19 protein-coding genes are annotated in these 16,292 nt (G+C 52.0%); 5 read left to right on the forward strand and 14 right to left on the reverse strand.

Annotated elements, in window-relative coordinates; translation table 11 throughout:
- Window positions 1-3: 3 nt before the first annotated feature.
- The gene (gene fliD / locus M4I31_RS18745; protein WP_085047725.1) at window positions 4-1,329 is read right to left on the reverse strand and encodes a flagellar filament capping protein FliD; all 1,326 of its coding nucleotides are present in this window, start codon (window positions 1,327-1,329) and stop codon (window positions 4-6) included.
- Between the two features lie 205 nt (window positions 1,330-1,534).
- Window positions 1,535-2,452 carry a lateral flagellin LafA gene (lafA, locus tag M4I31_RS18750; RefSeq protein WP_085047726.1) on the reverse strand — a complete coding sequence of 306 codons (918 nt, stop codon included), beginning with the start codon at window positions 2,450-2,452 and terminating at the stop codon, window positions 1,535-1,537.
- A 551-nt stretch (window positions 2,453-3,003) separates the two neighbouring features.
- Here lafA and M4I31_RS18755 point away from each other — a divergent pair.
- Together M4I31_RS18755 and M4I31_RS18760 are read left to right on the forward strand one after the other, a co-directional pair.
- Entirely contained in the window at window positions 3,004-3,954 is a 951-nt protein-coding gene (locus tag M4I31_RS18755) for a transcriptional regulator (protein ID WP_085047727.1), read from the forward strand.
- A complete protein-coding gene (locus tag M4I31_RS18760; protein ID WP_085047728.1) occupies window positions 3,932-4,411 on the forward strand; it encodes a hypothetical protein in 480 nt (159 codons plus the stop codon). The genes M4I31_RS18755 and M4I31_RS18760 overlap by 23 nt, the downstream gene beginning before the upstream one ends.
- Here M4I31_RS18760 and M4I31_RS18765 read toward each other — a convergent pair.
- The 12 genes from M4I31_RS18765 to flgB form a co-directional block, all read right to left on the reverse strand.
- On the reverse strand, window positions 4,408-5,409 hold the full coding sequence (locus M4I31_RS18765) for a flagellar hook-associated protein (RefSeq protein ID WP_085047729.1): 1,002 nt from the start codon (window positions 5,407-5,409) through the stop codon (window positions 4,408-4,410). The two genes, M4I31_RS18760 and M4I31_RS18765, sit on opposite strands and share 4 nt — an antisense overlap.
- 25 nt (window positions 5,410-5,434) lie before the next feature.
- Window positions 5,435-6,364 carry a flagellar hook-associated protein FlgL gene (gene flgL, locus M4I31_RS18770; protein WP_085047730.1) on the reverse strand — a complete coding sequence of 310 codons (930 nt, stop codon included), beginning with the start codon at window positions 6,362-6,364 and terminating at the stop codon, window positions 5,435-5,437.
- 18 nt (window positions 6,365-6,382) lie between these two features.
- A complete protein-coding gene (gene flgK, locus M4I31_RS18775) occupies window positions 6,383-7,762 on the reverse strand; it encodes a flagellar hook-associated protein FlgK (protein ID WP_085047731.1) in 1,380 nt (459 codons plus the stop codon).
- Between the two features lie 98 nt (window positions 7,763-7,860).
- Window positions 7,861-8,163 (reverse strand): rod-binding protein, encoded by a 303-nt coding sequence (locus tag M4I31_RS18780; protein WP_110498852.1) that lies wholly within the window; start codon window positions 8,161-8,163, stop codon window positions 7,861-7,863.
- 8 nt (window positions 8,164-8,171) lie between these two features.
- Window positions 8,172-9,293: a flagellar basal body P-ring protein FlgI gene (locus M4I31_RS18785; RefSeq protein WP_085047732.1), complete on the reverse strand. Its 1,122-nt coding sequence runs from the start codon at window positions 9,291-9,293 to the stop codon at window positions 8,172-8,174.
- Between the two features lie 13 nt (window positions 9,294-9,306).
- Window positions 9,307-9,972 (reverse strand): flagellar basal body L-ring protein FlgH, encoded by a 666-nt coding sequence (gene flgH / locus M4I31_RS18790; protein WP_038643004.1) that lies wholly within the window; start codon window positions 9,970-9,972, stop codon window positions 9,307-9,309.
- 56 nt (window positions 9,973-10,028) lie between these two features.
- The gene (flgG, locus tag M4I31_RS18795) at window positions 10,029-10,814 is read right to left on the reverse strand and encodes a flagellar basal-body rod protein FlgG (RefSeq protein WP_038637632.1); all 786 of its coding nucleotides are present in this window, start codon (window positions 10,812-10,814) and stop codon (window positions 10,029-10,031) included.
- A gap of 30 nt (window positions 10,815-10,844) precedes the next feature.
- Complete coding sequence (locus M4I31_RS18800; protein WP_038637629.1) at window positions 10,845-11,582, reverse strand: flagellar basal body rod protein FlgF; 738 nt, start codon at window positions 11,580-11,582, stop codon at window positions 10,845-10,847.
- A gap of 9 nt (window positions 11,583-11,591) precedes the next feature.
- Entirely contained in the window at window positions 11,592-12,794 is a 1,203-nt protein-coding gene (flgE, locus tag M4I31_RS18805; RefSeq protein WP_085047733.1) for a flagellar hook protein FlgE, read from the reverse strand.
- Between the two features lie 26 nt (window positions 12,795-12,820).
- Window positions 12,821-13,708 carry a flagellar hook capping FlgD N-terminal domain-containing protein gene (locus M4I31_RS18810; protein WP_085047734.1) on the reverse strand — a complete coding sequence of 296 codons (888 nt, stop codon included), beginning with the start codon at window positions 13,706-13,708 and terminating at the stop codon, window positions 12,821-12,823.
- Window positions 13,708-14,139 carry a flagellar basal body rod protein FlgC gene (gene flgC, locus M4I31_RS18815; RefSeq protein WP_006685942.1) on the reverse strand — a complete coding sequence of 144 codons (432 nt, stop codon included), beginning with the start codon at window positions 14,137-14,139 and terminating at the stop codon, window positions 13,708-13,710. The genes M4I31_RS18810 and flgC overlap by 1 nt, the downstream gene beginning before the upstream one ends.
- Before the next feature lie 2 nt (window positions 14,140-14,141).
- Entirely contained in the window at window positions 14,142-14,489 is a 348-nt protein-coding gene (gene flgB / locus M4I31_RS18820; RefSeq protein ID WP_042310529.1) for a flagellar biosynthesis protein FlgB, read from the reverse strand.
- 82 nt (window positions 14,490-14,571) lie between these two features.
- Here flgB and flgA point away from each other — a divergent pair, with 82 nt between their 5' ends.
- The 3 genes from flgA to flgN all read left to right on the forward strand — a co-directional run bounded on the left by flgA (window position 14,572) and on the right by flgN (window position 16,167).
- Complete coding sequence (gene flgA, locus M4I31_RS18825; RefSeq protein WP_085047735.1) at window positions 14,572-15,339, forward strand: flagellar basal body P-ring formation chaperone FlgA; 768 nt, start codon at window positions 14,572-14,574, stop codon at window positions 15,337-15,339.
- Window positions 15,340-15,438: 99 nt separating this feature from the next.
- Window positions 15,439-15,726, forward strand: a complete 288-nt coding sequence (flgM, locus tag M4I31_RS18830) for a flagellar biosynthesis anti-sigma factor FlgM (RefSeq protein ID WP_038643000.1) — start codon at window positions 15,439-15,441, stop codon at window positions 15,724-15,726.
- A gap of 12 nt (window positions 15,727-15,738) precedes the next feature.
- Window positions 15,739-16,167 (forward strand): flagellar protein FlgN, encoded by a 429-nt coding sequence (flgN, locus tag M4I31_RS18835; RefSeq protein WP_038637617.1) that lies wholly within the window; start codon window positions 15,739-15,741, stop codon window positions 16,165-16,167.
- Window positions 16,168-16,292 lie beyond the last annotated feature (125 nt).

The following is a 16,292-nucleotide window of genomic DNA, read 5'->3' on the forward strand; positions in this document are numbered from 1 at the left end:
CGGTTACATAAACGCGGCCATACTCACTTTCATGGTGTACACCTCAACCAGCGTATTGGTGTACTCTTCCACATAGCGCTCGTAGTTGGTGTTATAGGTTTCAGTCAGTTGATCGCTTTCGTCCTGGATTTTGCTCTGCTGGTCGTCAATGTTTTCTTGGCGCATGGCAATGATGCCGTTACTGGAATCCAGATAGCTGTCCATCAGGTCGTCCATTTGCGCGACCATGCTGTCTTCCCCAACAAAAATAGAGGTCAAACCGTCCGGATTTTCTTCCATTTCTTCGCTGAACTGGGTGGAGTCGATTTGTAAGTGGCCGTCGGAATCCAGCGTGATGCCATAGTCGACAATCGATACGCCGCCGTATGAAGCGTGAGCGATATCATCCATTTGGTTTGCCAGCGAATTCATCCCGGCATCACCGGCAAAAACCCCGGCCGCGGTGTCGTCATCGCCGTAGCTGGTGAGAGAGTCAATGGTGTCGATCAGCGTGTTATAAGCATCGACAAAGGTCTGTACCTTTTCCTGTGAGCCGCCAGAGTCTTCCGCAACCGTAAAGGTCGTCAGATCGGAAGGGTCATCAGGATCGCTGACCTCGGAAAACGTCATCGTTACGCCGGGGATCACATCGTCAAAAGTGTTGCTACTGCTGGTGATTGCAGGACCCGTTTGACTCCCCAGATGAATTTCTGCGTCCTGCGCCTCTGTGACGTTATTTTTGCTGCCTGTAATCTGATCAGAGAAAGAGGTATTTCCCGTTACGCTTACTGAGAATTTGCTTTGCGCTCCCGTGGTATCGGAAGTCAGCATGATGGTGGTTGTCCCATCGGTTTTAACCAGTGCCGCCGACACGCCAGGGTTGTCATCCGAGTTATTAATCGCATCAACCAGTTCGCTGGCATCAATAAAGCTGTCGCCATCCTCATCGGCAGCCGCGAGATCGATATCCATGGTCGTGCCATCATCCATCGTTAGCTCAAACGTACCGGATGCGCTAAACGTGTCATCGCCCATGCTAAAGGTCGTCTGCTGCGCCTGCGCCAGTTTAGTGACATAAAATGAATAGGTCCCTGGCTGCGCCTGTGAGTTTGCTGACACCGTATTCGCCTCATTATTCGAGGTGGCAGAAAACGTCAGCGGACCGTCGGTATCGCTGTTCAGTGCATCAATTGCCGTCTGAAAGTCTGTGAGCGCGGTACTAAGCGAGTCCAGGCCATTACTCTCGGCGTCCAGATCAGCCTGCTCGTTCTGTAGGTTTGCTGCCTGCGTGGCAATATCAGCATAGGCAAATTTTTGGGCTAATTTTTGGATGGGACTCGTATAGCTCATAATGAGTGACCTCGTGCAATGTTATTCATGCTATTAGCAAAATTCGTGCCAATATATTTGTTATTTAAATTCAATGCATTACCAGAACAACGGAAACCGATTTTCCTCCATTAAGGAAGGATTTCAGACATATTCTTTGCGGCGGAAAGCACAACACCGCCAGTCGGCGGTGTTGTGAATGGCGTCATTTCACCACTTAACGAAATTACTGTAGCAGGCTGGAAACCATGCTGGACATGCTGTTGGACTGTTTCAGCATGGTGATACCGGTTTGCATCAACACCTGTTGCTGGGTCATGTTCGAGGCTTCCGTCGCGTAGTCGGTATCCATAATGTTACCGATGGCGACTTCCGTGTTGTCCTGCATGCTGGTCAGGTTGGCGGCGGTGTCGTTCAGGCGGTTGATAGATGCACCCAGTTTGGACTGGATTGTAGCAACATCATCCATCGCAGTCTGAACCGCAGTAATGTTGCTGTTCGCACTAGCCGTTGACATCAATTCAGTTCCGGTTGCGGTATCACTCCCTACGCCGCCACTTGCACTCCAGTCGTCATCAAAGGTAGCGCTCAGACCGGACAGATCTTGAACCACTTTATCCAGCTGGTCGGAAATGTTCACCGTCATTTTATCGGAAGCTTCTGCTCCCACCTGGAATTGAACAGAACCAGTGAACAGACCAGAAGTACCGGTATTGCTGTTGCTTGCATTACCAAACAGGTTAGTACCGCCGTAAGTGGTGTTTTCCAGCATATCGGACATCTGCTTGCCGAGTTCATCATATTCGTCCTGCATCGCCTGCAGGTCATCGGTGCTGTAGGTTCCGTTCGCAGCCTGCGTGGACAGATCTTTCATACGACCCAGCACGTCGGTCATTTCGTCAAACATGCTGTCTGCAGTTTGCAGCATCGCCGTTGCGTCCTGGATGTTACGCAGCGCGACGGTCATACCATCGGACTGGGAGGTCATACGACTGGCAATTTGTTTGCCCGCAGCATCATCGGCAGAAGAGTTAATACGGTTACCTGTCGCCAGACGTTCCATAGAGGTAGACAGTGAAGTGCTGCTTTTGTTGATAGCATTAACAGCTGACATTGATGCGGTATTGGTATTAATCGATAACATGGTACTGCTCCTTGGGAATAATCGTTTTCGTTTCGATACTCTGTAAAAACGACCACCCGTTTGGAAAACTTAAAGCGCTGCAGAAATTTTTTTTGACGCGTTACACAACATCATTAGCGAGATAAAAATGCTTCCACCTCTATTTTAGCTTTGCGTGCTACCTTCCCCAAAAACCACCGTCTAAGGAAGATCTCAATCAAGATTTAATTAAAAGATTATTAGAAATATCTAATAACGGCTTGGTTGCTTACGCGCCACACGGGTTAACTTTTTGATAAGAATAAGATTATCCCTGGATGAAATCACTTTAAAAAGCCTGGTTATAGCCATGTTTTACATTTAGTTGCAAATACCCTGTACTTTTATATTGTGAGTCTCGGGCACTTTCGCTACATTTCAAATCCTTTTTTGGACAGCATAAAAAACACTCAATAGCGATTCAGCTGCAGCTTCACAGCACAAAGAAATTTCAATTTCTCCAGAATTTTAATGCACTGATTTTTAACGGTGTGACACCAGGGATATAAAATCTTGCACGGGTATACAAATCGATGAGTATCGTAGTCAACAACTGGCGGATGGATTCCTCGCTTAATGCGTTAATCCATTGTGAAACAGGCGAGATACGTCGCCTGGGCGAATACCATTTTATTCTGTTAGAGACATTAGCTAAAAATGCCGATGTCGTTTTATCTCGGTCATATTTAATGAGCGCAGTATGGAAGAATCGCATCGTCGGTGGAAATAGCCTGCCGACAGCCGTTCATGCGCTGCGCGTTGCGATCGATGATGACGGTAAACAGCAAGAAATTATAAAAACCATACCTAAAAAAGGGTATTTATTTAATAAGAACTACCTCACTGAAACTATTGACCTTAATGAAACTGTGGCTGATGACAGCACCATTGATGAGGTCGAGAAACGTACCGAGATTGTTGAGTCCCCTGCGCTTGATGAAATGCTTCCATCAACAAATCATGGGGGAATACCCTTACTTAACAGTCAACTATCGTCAAGAAACCAGAGAAAAACGGCCATCAGGCGGCATCCTTATCGAGCCGTTCTGATTACCTTACCCGTTATCGTTATCGCGCTGTCGTTGTTTATTTTAATCTCTTATTTTAAAGCACCGTCTGTCACTAAAATGGAAGAAGCTCCGCAATTGGTTAAAGAGACGCTTGAAAATGCCAACCATGTTACGGTATATCAACTTTACGACCCGGGTGAGAATAAGAAATCATCATCGCTTGTTTCAACGCATATTCTTCCCGGTATCGAGCAGCTCAATCCACTGTTGGTAAGCCATAACGCCTCGATGACCTTGTATTATCGGGTCTCACTGAACAAACTCGCCCTTGATATTGTACTTAGCAATCAATGCAATGATAAGTGGCAGTTAGCGCTAAGCTTTGACAACTGGCTAAATAAAGATAATGAAATGAATGGTATTTTAATTAAAGAAGTGGAGAAAATGTTAAATGAAATGCCAAAATGCAAATAACTTCTTTTTCCCTGCCCTGTCTGCTTTCACGCTATTTTTCACATTTACGGCCCATGCCCGCATTGAAAATACGGTCATTGCCAATTACGACCTTACTACTGGCAAAAACGTACATTATGAACTTATCGCAAGTTCTCTGGATAAAAGCACCACGATCACTCTCGTCCCTTTGGAGCAAAATAATAAAATGCCCTCTACGTTTAAAGTAGCGTCGTGTATTAATCATTATACCGGCTCATATAAACAGGGTGAGTTTCACTTTAGTACCACCAAAACCGATCAAAACGATTCTCGTATGGCTAATTTCGGGGCATTTGTCACTGAGCACAACCTGCATACATGGTGGCTCCATATAACTCCGCAGCAAAATTTGATTTTTACTCGGGATGTCGGAGGTCTGTTAATCACAGACCCCTCTGTATTTAACTTTTCAACCAAAGCATGCCAGCAGAATTAACTTAATAAACTACGGACAGTCTGGCTGGAAAGTCGGGCTTGTCCATTCACCGCCTGTGCTAATACCTGATAATTGTGATTAGCATGATCCAAAACCCCACCCAATGATTCAGAGGCTTTTACCGCACTTTCTGCCTGTGGAAAACGCGCCATACCGTCAATGAGCTGCCGGGCCTTCTCCTGCTGGGCAGCCATTTGCGCACGTTGATCGCCAATAATATCCAACGCCTGCTGTAATCCGTCCTGAGTTCGGGCTCCGCCCTGTGCTACATACTGTTGAAGCTCCTCTGAACGTGAGGGATCGGCAAATGTTTTCAGCGGGGTAAACGCTGATGACTTCGCACCGACATCGCGTACGCTCAGGGTTTGCTGGATCTGTGACCACTGCTTTTCCGTGGTGGAGAACGTTAACGTGCCCTGCCGATCGTGCACCTGTACGCCGACGCGACGCAGCGCGTTGCTCATCATTATCTTGTACTGGCCTGGATCCATATCCTCTCCCACCACCACCGCCGAGTGCTGCGTTTGCCGCCCATCGGAAACACTAAACATGCGCGAGCTTATGGCATCTTTTTGCAGCATCTGCGCCAGTTCAGGCGCGTGAAAGGTCACTCGCGCCTCGCCCTGCAAAACCGGACGCAGTTGCCTGTCCACCGCGCCGCCGGATAACGCCGTTCTTTTATCCAGCCACTGGGTAAGTTCGGCGCCCTTTTGCTGCTGCGCCTGCCCGCCACGGCGCGAGGCATGGCGATAATCCAGCAAATGCTGTTCCAGTTGTCCCAGATAGTGATCGGCCTGCTGCAGCGTGGTGAGCTGATCGTTAAGCTGCACGCTATAACGCTGAGGCCGGGTGGTAATAAGCGGTGAGGCCGGATAATCACTCGCCGTTGCGGGTAACTTTTGACGGACAGGGGCATTCTGCGCAACGGTATGCTGCTGCACAGAAGGATTAAGCGCTCCGCTACCGGAGAGTGACGTTGTATTTAAACCGACCTGCATACTATTCCTGAGCTACTGCTCGCTGTTAAATCACACTGAAAAGGTTCAACTCACTCACTTTAGAGTAGGTTTTTAAGGTGGCTTCCATCGCCATTTCCAGTCCGGTAAAGGTAATGGAGGCTGGGCCGTAATCCAGATCGCTCAACTGGCTGATAAGCTGATCGTTGGACGTTGAGATATCCGTCTGAGCATCGCTGAGCATGGTCATTGTATTCTGCGTTTCACCAATGGTGGCGATGGAGGCGTTGAGCTCATCAGAGGCCACGTCTACCGTGTCGATGGCATTCTGAATATCGCTTTGCACCTGCGGATCGGTAGGGTCAACCAACGGATCCTGTAGCTCTTTCGATAATGACGTTAAGTTATTCAGCACATCCAGGCTATCGCCGAAAAAGTCGCTGACGGCCACATTGGTGTCAACCTCGACGCCATTGGAAACCGTGGTCTGGCGATGCTCGCTATTCCCCTGGTAGGTATAGCTGTCGGTCACGCCGTCGCCGTCCTCATCCACCGCGACAATCGGCGGCCGATCGTTCACCGTCCCACCAAACACATAGTGCCCGTCTTCATCCTGGTAATTTAACGCCGCCACCATCGCTTCAGTCATTGACTGGATATCCTGCCCCAGACTGGATAGCGAGCCGGCGGTATTGGTGCCGTTCGCGGCTTCCAGCAGATCGTCGCGAATCGCCAACAGATCGTTATTGACGCCGTCGAGAATAGATTCCTGCTGGCTCATCCCTGCCGAAGCGGAATCAATATTCGTTTGATATTGGTCGAGGGCCGATTGCTGGCGGTTAAGCTGGGTGATACGGGTCGCCGCAATCGGATCGTCAGACGGTAACAGAATGCTTTTCCCCGTCGCCATCTGCGTGACGACATGAGAAAGATCGCTGGAAAGGTCGTTAAAACTCTGCGTCATAGACACATAAGACTGCTGGGCAGTGACTCGCATTTTTCATTCCCCTTCCGGTTAGCTACACATTTCCAGCACAGAGTCGAAAATATCTGCGCCCGTGGAAATGACTTTCAGGTTGGCCTCATAAATCTGCTGATAGGTAATGAGGTTGACCGCTTCTTCGTCCATGCTGACACCGCTCACGCTGCTCTGCTGGTTCTGTGCCTCGGAGTACACGTTCGCTGCGGCTTCGGCCTCCGTCTGGTTTTGCTGGCTGTAGATACCAATATTGCTGATGATCGATGAACAAGCCTCGCCAATGGTTACGCTACCGAGTCCTTCAATTTCCAGCGGTTCGGTTGAGATGTTGATCAGCGCCTGCAGGTTATCGCTGTTGCCGCTTTCGTCCGGCGAACTGGAAAATGCCAGCTCATCGGCGGTGATAGCGGGATTCACCTCCAGCGGGCCATCTGATGAGTTTTCATCATAAATAAACAGCGGGTCATCGGGGTGACTACCGCTCAGATCGTAGCCCTGCGCCAGTTGGGTGTTAACCGCATCGGCAAATTGCTCCGCCATGCTGTTAATCGTTCCCGTCAGCGGCGTCAGCACCTCATTCTGATAATCAAACAGCGCGCCCAGCGAGCCGCCGGTATCGGTGTTCATGGATGAGGTAGTTCCGGCAAACGTTAACGACATACTCTGCGTGCCATCGGCGTTGGTATCCAGTTCGATGGTGGAACTCTCCTGCCCGCTGACCAATGGCTGACCGTTTTGCAGCGTGACGTTATAGTTGCCTTCATCATCGATATTGACCTGAACGTCCATAATGCCGCTCAACTCTTCCACCATCTGATCGCGGGCGTCATACAGCGCCGAAGCGTTATCGCCGTTGGCTTCAGCTTCAGCAATTTGCTGGTTATAACTGGCAATACCGGTAGTCAGGGTGTTCACCTGCGCCACCATCGCCTGCTCCTGGCTGACGATCTCACTGCTTTGCGAGTCGATGTAATCGAGGGTGTTATCCACGCGCAGCGCCAGCGCGCCGGACTCGCTGATCACCTGCTCACGCAGGGCGGAATCATCCGGGCTGGTGGTGGCTTCGTTTAGCGCGGCAAAAAAGTTATCAAATCCTCCGCTCAGGCTGCTGTTATCATCGCTGAGGACGGTTTCCAACTGTGTTAAATACTCTTGCTGGGTGTTGTAATAGCCATAATCGCTGGCGGCATACCAGACCTGGTTAACCTGATACTGGTTTGAGACCCGGCGAATACTGTCAACCTGCACACCGTTACCCGCACTGTTCGCTGAACCGGAACTCGCGCCAATGGTACTGGTGATGGCAACCTGCCGGGTATAACCGTCAGTCATCGCGTTGGCGGTGTTCTGCGCCGTTACGTTAAGCTCCACCTGCGCAGTCGATGCGCCGCTGTAGCCAATGTTAATCATATCCATCAAAGCGTCCTCGCCGGTCAGTTACCCGGTCTGTCATTAACAACCTTGCCGATTAAGAGCGGCGAAAAAACCGCAGTTCTTAAGCCGCCGCGCAACCTTTATCCTTGGTGATGAGGGGAAAGCTGTTTGACGATCATCTCCGCAATGCCAATGCCGTGCTGTTGGGCAAGACTGTTGCACAGCTGATCGTCATAAAATCCCTGCATCATGCGTACCGAGTCGCTGTTAAACGGGTTATCTTTTGAGTCGAAGATCTCATTGGTTTTACGCATCTCTTTCAGCATGTTGCGTAAGAAGATGGCTTCGAATTGCTGGGCAGCTTTCTGCAAATCGTTATCTTTGATTTTGGGGCCCATTAACGCATCGCTACCGTCAATGCCCCCGCTATGATTCACCTTGATGTCGGCCATTAAATCACCTCCAGATCGGCATCCAGCGCACCAGCTTCATGCAGGGCCTGCAAAATAGACATAATGTCGTCCGGCGTTGCCCCCAGGCTATTGAGCGCGTTGACCAACGTTTTCAGACTGCTGGACTCTGGCAGACTGATCATCCCCGGACGGGCATGATTCACCGAAATATTGCTTTGCGGCGTCACCGCCGTACGACCACCGGCAAAAGCGTTCGGCTGGCTGACGTTGCTGCTTTCATTGATGGAAACCGTCAGACTGCCATGCGATACCGCCGCCGCATGCAGGGCGATACCATCGCCCATAACGACCGTACCGGTACGCGAGTTAAACACCACCCGAGCCCGAACTTTTTCCGCCTGCACCTGGACGTCATCTAACTGAGACATAAAGGCCACGCGCGCGCCGGGGCTGGTTGGCGCGCGGACGATAACGTTGGTCGAGCTTTGTGCCGTCGCAATGCCGCCAAACGACGCGTTGATCGCCGCGGCAATGTTATTGGCATCTTTAAAGGAGGGGCGTTTCAGATTGAGCGTAATGGTGTCCCCCATCTGGAAGTCGCTGGGAATTTCCCGTTCTACCGACGCGCCGTTTGGTATCAGCCCGGCGGTGGGGGTATTCACGGTGACGCTGGAGCCGCTGGCCCCGGTCGCGTTCATCCCACCGACCACCACGCTCCCTTGCGCAAGGGCATAAACCTCGCCATCCGCGCCGTGTAATTGGGTGAGCAATAGTGTGCCGCCGCGCAGGCTTTTGGCATCGCCGATCGACGAGACCGTGACGTCAATGGTCTGCCCACGCGAGTACATGGGCGGTAGCGTCGCGCTGACCGCCACCGCCGCAACGTTCTTCACCTTCGGATCGATTTTGCTCGGCAGTTGTACACCAAACTGGCGCAGCATGTTGGTAATTGTCTGGTTGGTGAATTTGACCTGGTTTTTATCCCCGGTTCCGTCCAGACCGACCACCAGACTGTAGCCGACGAGTTGGTTTTCCCTGACCCCCTGGACGTTAACCAGCGATTCCAGAGATTGCGCCTGCGCCGCGCCTGGCAGCGCCAGGCTCAGGGCGATCACGATGCCGTTTAACGCGTTCATCCAGCGCCCGCTTAAGTGTTGCATATCAAAATCCTGCTTAGATCGGGAAGAGAGGATGGTTAAACAGACGCGTCAACCAGCCCGCCGCATTGGCATCGCTCAATGCGCCACGGCCCGCGTAGGAGATGCGTGCATCCGCAATACGCTGCGATGAGACGGAGTTGTCGTTCTGAATGTCATCGGCGCGCACCAGGCCACTCAGGCGAATGTACTCATCGCCCTGGTTAAGGGTGAGCCATTTTTCACCGCGAATTTCCAGGATACCGTTCGACTGTACCGAGTGTACCGACACCGTAATTTCACCGCGCAAACTGTTTTGCTGCTGCGAGGTCGCCGTCCCGTTGAAGTCACGATTGGCGTCTACGGAAGCGGAAAGGTTATCTTTGGTATGTCCGAACAGCGTCGGCGCGCCGATGTCGACGGTATTGTTCTTACCGAAATTGGTTTTCGCCTGTTTGCTCGACTGGGTGGATTCTTCCAGCATCACGGTCAGGATATCGCCCACGCGATAGGCGCGGCGGTCCGCCGTCAGCGACCAGTTATACCCCGTTTCAAACACGCCCCCCGCGCGACCATCCGCCGTTGGCGGCGCTTCCGTTTTGGGAGGAGCAAAGAATTCGTCATTTTTTTTGACCAGGAGGGCCTGCGATTCGCACCCGCTTAACAGGGGAAGCAGTACCATCAGCCAGAGATAATTTTTCACGTTCTGCCTATTTCTGCCGGATGGCGCTGTACCATCCGGCATTTCACATTCTTGAGTTACAGTGTCTGACTAATAAACTGCAGCATATCGTCTGCCGCAGAGACCATTTTGGCGTTCATCTCATAGGCGCGCTGTACGGTGATCATCGCCACCATTTCGTTGACGATGTCCACGTTCGAGCCTTCCAGTGCTTTATCCTGTAACGTTCCCAGACCATCTTCCCCCGGAATACCTTCCGTCGGTTGACCGCTGGCCGCCGTTTCCAGATACAGGTTGTCGCCTTCGGCTGAAAGCCCGGCCGGGTTGGCGAAATTCACCAGCGTTAGCTGTCCCAGCTCAGTGGGATCGCTGTCGCCGGGTAAAATCGCGCTCACCGTGCCATCGGAAGCAAATGACACGCTGGTTGAACCCGCTGGCACATCAATTTCCGGCTGTAACGGCAACCCCTGGGAGTTGGTCAGCACGCCATCAGCGTTAACCTGCATATTGCCGTCACGGGTATAAGCGATATCCCCATTGGCTTTTTGCACCTGCCAGAACCCCTGTCCCATGATGGCCACATTCATCGTATTGTCGGTGGTTTCTACATTCCCTTCGGTGAAGGTTTTTTGCGTTCCCACAATACGAACACCGCTACCGAACTGCATTCCGGTCGGCATGATGTTATTTTGATCGAGCATGGCGCCCGGCGCTTCCTGAGTCTGATAAAACAGATCCTGGAACATCACGCGGTCGCGCTTAAAGCCCGTGGTATTGACGTTGGCGATGTTGTTGGCAATCGCACTCATCTCAGCATCCTGCGCCGACAGGCCGGTTTTACTGATCCATAACGCTGCATTCATAAAACTTTATCCCTGATTAAAGGCTACGACTCAGGAGCCGCGTAGCAGCCTGTTGCCTGAGTCGCTGAGATCTTCAGCCGTTTTCATCATCTTGATTTGCGCTTCAAACTGACGGTTCATCGCGATAGATGACATCATTTCGCTCACCGCAGACACGTTACTGCCTTCCAGAAAGCCGCCGCTCACTTTGATGTTCTCATCGCGCTGCGCCGGTACGCCGTCCGCCGTGACCAGCATCCCCTCGCTATTTTTCGCCAGATTGGCGACCGGAATATCCACCAGCTTCAGGCGATCGATATCCATCGTTGCAGTAACATCGCCATCGTCAGGCGTGACGGAGAGCGTGCCGTCGCTGCCGAAAGAGGCAATCGCGTTTGGCGGTAAAATAATCGGGCCGTTATCCCCGAGCACCACGTTACCGTCGATGGTCAGTTGCCCCTGATCGTCCTGCTGAATATTGCCGTTACGGGTGTACACCTCGTTTCCCGCTTTATCCTGCACGGCGATATAGCCGGGTCCCTGAATAGCAACATCTAGCGGGCGTTCGGTTTTTTCCGCCACGCCAGTGCTGTCATTGACGCCGCTGGGACTCTCCTTCGCCATAAAACGCGTATCAAAACCACCGCCTTTTACTTTGTCGTTGCTCGCCATCGCCATATCCGCGCGAAAACCATTGGTGTTAACGTTGGCGAGGTTATTGGCGCTAATTTGCTGCTCGAGCAGCGTCTGGGTGGCTCCGCTGAGTGCGGTATAAATCAACCGATCCATTTCTTAGCCTTACATCGCCTGGAAGAGAGCCTGATCCAACTGCGTACTGGTCGAAATCACCTTGGTGTTCGCCTGGTAATTACGCTGGGCGGTCATGAGATTGACCAGTTCGTTGGTAATATCCACATTGGAGCTTTCGAGCATGCCGGAGGAGAGCGTGCCGCAAGAGCCGGAGCCAGGCGTGCCAATTAGCGGCGTGCCGGATTCGCCCGTCTGTACCCAGGCTGTGCCGCTTACCGCTTCCAGTCCGTTCTCATTCGGGAAGGTAGCGAGCACGACCTGCCCCTGCAGCATACGTTCGCCGTTGCTGTAGGTGGCGTAAACTTTACCGTCATCATCCACCTGCACGCCGTTCTGCGTTGCCGAGGCATAACCGGTTGCGGAGTTGGTTGTCACCGAGAAATCAGAGCCGTACTGAGTACAGTCTGAGTAATCAATGGTCATCGAAATCGGCGCAGCGTCATCAGTAGTGAACGTGATGGTTTGCGGTGTTGTTGGCGATGTCAGCTTGCCGGTATTTGAGTCGAAGGTCAGCGTGGTCGGTGGGACGCCGCTCTGCGCCTCACCATCAAAGGTGTACTGTACTTCCCAGGTGTTATCGGCGGTTTTGGTAAAATACTGGCTAACCGAGTGTTCGTTACCCAGCGAGTCATACACAGTGGTGGTGTAGCTGTCGGTATAGGTATCGCTGTTGTTCGCGTCAAACGGTACGCTGGTGCGATCGATCGTTTCATCACTGGCGTCAAAGTTTGCCGTGAAGGTCATGCTATCGGTGGCCTGCGCCGGGATGTTGCCGGTTTTAATCTGGATATCAGTGACGGTACCGGTTTGCAGCGTGCCGCTGTCATCAACCGGATAACCTTGCAGGTAATCACCGGACGCATTGACGATATAGCCGTTTTTATCGGTCACAAAAGAGCCGGCACGCGTATAGGAAATATTCCCTGCGCTATCGCACATGACGAAAAAACCATCATCGTTAATGGCTAAATCCAGCGCATTGCCGGTTGAAACCATCGAGCCACCGGTGGAGATACTTTGTGCGGAACCGGCCACGCTCACGCCCATCGCCTGCGTCCCGGCGTACATGGCGGAGAACTGGGTGGTCATTGATTTATAACCCACCGTACCGGAGTTAGCGATGTTGTTACTGATGCCGTCCAGTTGTTCGTTGACGGCGTTTAGCCCCGTCGCTGCAATTTCATAACTCATTGTTTCTTCCTGTAAGATTAACTAAATCAGAGCACCATATTGCTGTTGGCGTTATCGCTTCCGTCGTCAGTATCTGGCGGCGTGGTGTCATCGGAACCGCTGGTTCCGTCGGTGCTGTCCGGTACGCCAAACTGGGTGATCATGGTGAATGGCACTTCGCCAACGCCGTCAACGTTGAGCACCGGCGTGCTGCCATCAAGCGGAATACGCACATCTTCCACCTGGCCCGTCACCTCGATCGGCACTTCCTCTTCCCCGGTATTGGTCACCACGGAAACGCTGTAATCGCCCGGCGGGATGCCGTAATCCGCAGGATTGATGTCGAAGTCCACCTGGCCGGGTCCAACGGAGGTTTCACCTTCCGGGATCAGCGACACGGTGTAGTCATCACCCGCTTCATCGGTAAAGTGCAGATCCACATCGGTACAACTGTCATCCAACGTGACGCGCCCCTGGATCGCCTTGCTGTTGTCTTCGATATCCAGCGAGGTGGTTTGCACCATGATGTCGTCGCCGACCATATTTCCCAGCGCCATCACCTGGATGTTGCTCATCAGCACGGCATTGGTGTTGGCCTGGACGCTCATCTCTTCCATCATCGCCACCTGCGCCATTGAGGAGAGCTGATCGATATAGGCCGTAGGATCGGTGGGATCGGTCGGGTCCTGGTTTTCAATTTCAGCCACAAACAGCGTCAGAAACGTGTCGACCGCCGAGGTTTCGGTGGACGTGGTGGTTGTTGTGGTGCTGCTGGTGTCGCTGGTATCCGTCGTTGACGACGTTGTCGAAGAACTGCTGTCTCCCACATTAGTGCTTTGCGCCGTGGCGCCGACGTTATTTTCAGCAACCGCCGTCGTCTTCTCCTGAGAAGAAGCCAGCGCCTGAGATTGGGCATACAGAGCCAGGGTATTCATTACACTTCTCCCAGTTTGAGTAAGCTTTGCTGCATACTTTTGACGTTATTCAGCACATCAACGTCGGTTTCAAAATCACGTGATGCGGACATCATGTCAGCCATTTGCTCGACCACGTTGACGTCCGGGTACCAGACAAAACCGTTCTGATCCGCCATTGGGTGATGCGGCTCATAACGCTTCACCGCCCCGCCGCTTTGCATGACGTCCTGCACTTGTACGCTGGCGCCATCAATGGCGTGACGGTTATGTCCCCCTATCAGGCTATTGTTGTAAACCGCGGCAAAAACCGGGCTGCGCGCCTTATAGGCCTGCGCCTCGCTGCTGGCAGGAGATTCCGCATTCGCCATGTTGCTGGCGACGGTATTCAGACGGATGGTTTGCGCCGTCATCGCCGAACCGGAAATCTGGTAAATATCAGTAAACGACATGGTTATTTCCCTTCAATGGCCTCTTTGATGCCGCTAAGTTGCAGATTCAAAAAAGTCAGACTGCTTTGATAATCCATACTATTTTGTGAAAACCGGGCCTGCTCGGTATTCAGCTCTACGGTATTGCCATCCTCTGAAGGCTGCATCGGCACACGGTATTTCACGTCAACCTCGGGCGGAACATTTGTACGACTTGCCCGTTGCATCTCAGCGGCAAAATCAATATCTTTGGCTTTGAAATTTGGTGTATCGACGTTTGCCAGATTCGCAGTCAGTAGCTCGGTCCTCTCAAGACGTAACTTCACTGCCAGCGGATGTACACCCAATGCCTGCTGAAAACTGATTCCCATTTCTTGCATCACTCCTGCGTAGATATCGCTGTTATAAGCAATATGTATGCCAACTTTTAAGTGATTGATGAGAAATGACTTTATGAAAAGACACCCTCACAGAAGGAAGCCCTCTTTCCTCTTTGCCGTGGAAATGATGCTGGCTATATGCTGTGGCTTACCCGTATATGCCGCCGTCCATCCCATTCAGCACAGCGCCCGGGAACAGATCAACGCGCAGATTCTCAATGCCGCCAGTCATGAAATTGACGCGCTGGCGCGCAAACAGCAGTGGCAGGACTATCGCTACACGTTCAATATTTATATTCCCTCCGCCGTGAGTACCAGCGCGCTATGCGCGTCGGCGCCGCAGGTTACCTCAAGCACATCACCGGAGATGGTCCTGTCACGAATGAACTTTGTGGTCAGTTGTCCGGGCAGCAATGGCTGGCAATTTAACGTGGCGGTACGCCCCGATGTGTCGATTCCGGTGGTCATGCCAAAGTCGTTGATTGCGCGAGATACGGTAATCACCGCCGACGACCTGCAGCTTAAAAAATTCAATATCAGCAACCAGCGCGAAGGGTTGATGACGAATATCGATGAGGCGATTGGTCTCACCAGTAAGCGCGCCCTGCAACCGGGCAAACCGATTACCCGTAGCGAGCTGGTACTGCCCGTACTGGTCAAACGCGACCAGCCAGTGATGATCGTCTCCCACATGGCCGGGATCACCGCCTCAATGCCGGGCGTGGCGTTGAAGAATGGTCGTAAAGGGGATGTGATAAAAATTCGCAACAGCAGCAGCCAGCGGATCATTAGCGGGATGGTGGACGATACCGGCGTGGTCACCACGCTGACGGCGGAATAGTGCGGGGATTTTTTGTGATGGGATTAAAGTTTTCCTCTATTGCCGTCGCTTTTAGCCAATAACAGATAACCAACCCAACGGAATATGTACGAGGTTGCTATGAAAATTACCCCAACTCTGCCAGGCAATCGCCCTGCATCGACAACCGAACAGGCGCGTGCAGACAAGAGCAGCGTGCAGACGAGCGCGTCCAGTTCCGCATCGCTTTCCGCCGACGATATTACTCAGGCGGGATTACAAACGGCGCAGCAAACGCTGAACAGTGATACGCAAAGTGACGTTGATTACGACAAAGTGGCGCAAATGCAGGCCATGCTGGCCTCAGGCGATTTGCAGGTTGATACCGATCAACTGGCTGGGGACATGCTCAGCTTTTTCCAGAAATAAGAGGCTACAACAGTGAGTACCAGGCTACAGCAGGTGAAAACTCTGCTTCAGGGCATCCGCGAGGACGGGACGCGGTATGACGCGCTCAGACACCAGTTGGAACAACAACGTCTGTGTATGATCCGTCGCGACAGCGACGAACTACTGGCCGTCAATGAACTTATTCAACAGCATTATGAGCAGTTGCAAAACAGCAGCCAACAGCGCCGGTCGCTCCTGCAACTGCTGGGCGTAAGCGTCAATCGTGCAGGGATAGAACAGGTCTTTAGCTGGCTGCCGGGCGTGCAGAAAACTGCCGCAGAGGGCTGGTGGCAAAGCCTTGAGCAAAAAGCGAAACGCTGCAAGATGTACAACGAAAAAAACGGAGATCTGCTGATCCGTCAGTATGAATTTATTCAGGCTTTTTTAGGTACTGAGCCCGATTTTATTTACCAGCGCTAAAACTTCCTTCCCTGACGCGGAAACCGGCTTTCCGCGCCTCATCTAACCAATTGATATAAATATAATTAAAATTCAGGCATGGATATTGCACTGTCATAGCCAGATTTTGAATATTGGGATTACTG

Source organism: Citrobacter sp. XT1-2-2 (assembly GCF_023516235.1).
Classification (GTDB): Bacteria; Pseudomonadota; Gammaproteobacteria; order Enterobacterales; family Enterobacteriaceae; genus Citrobacter; species Citrobacter werkmanii.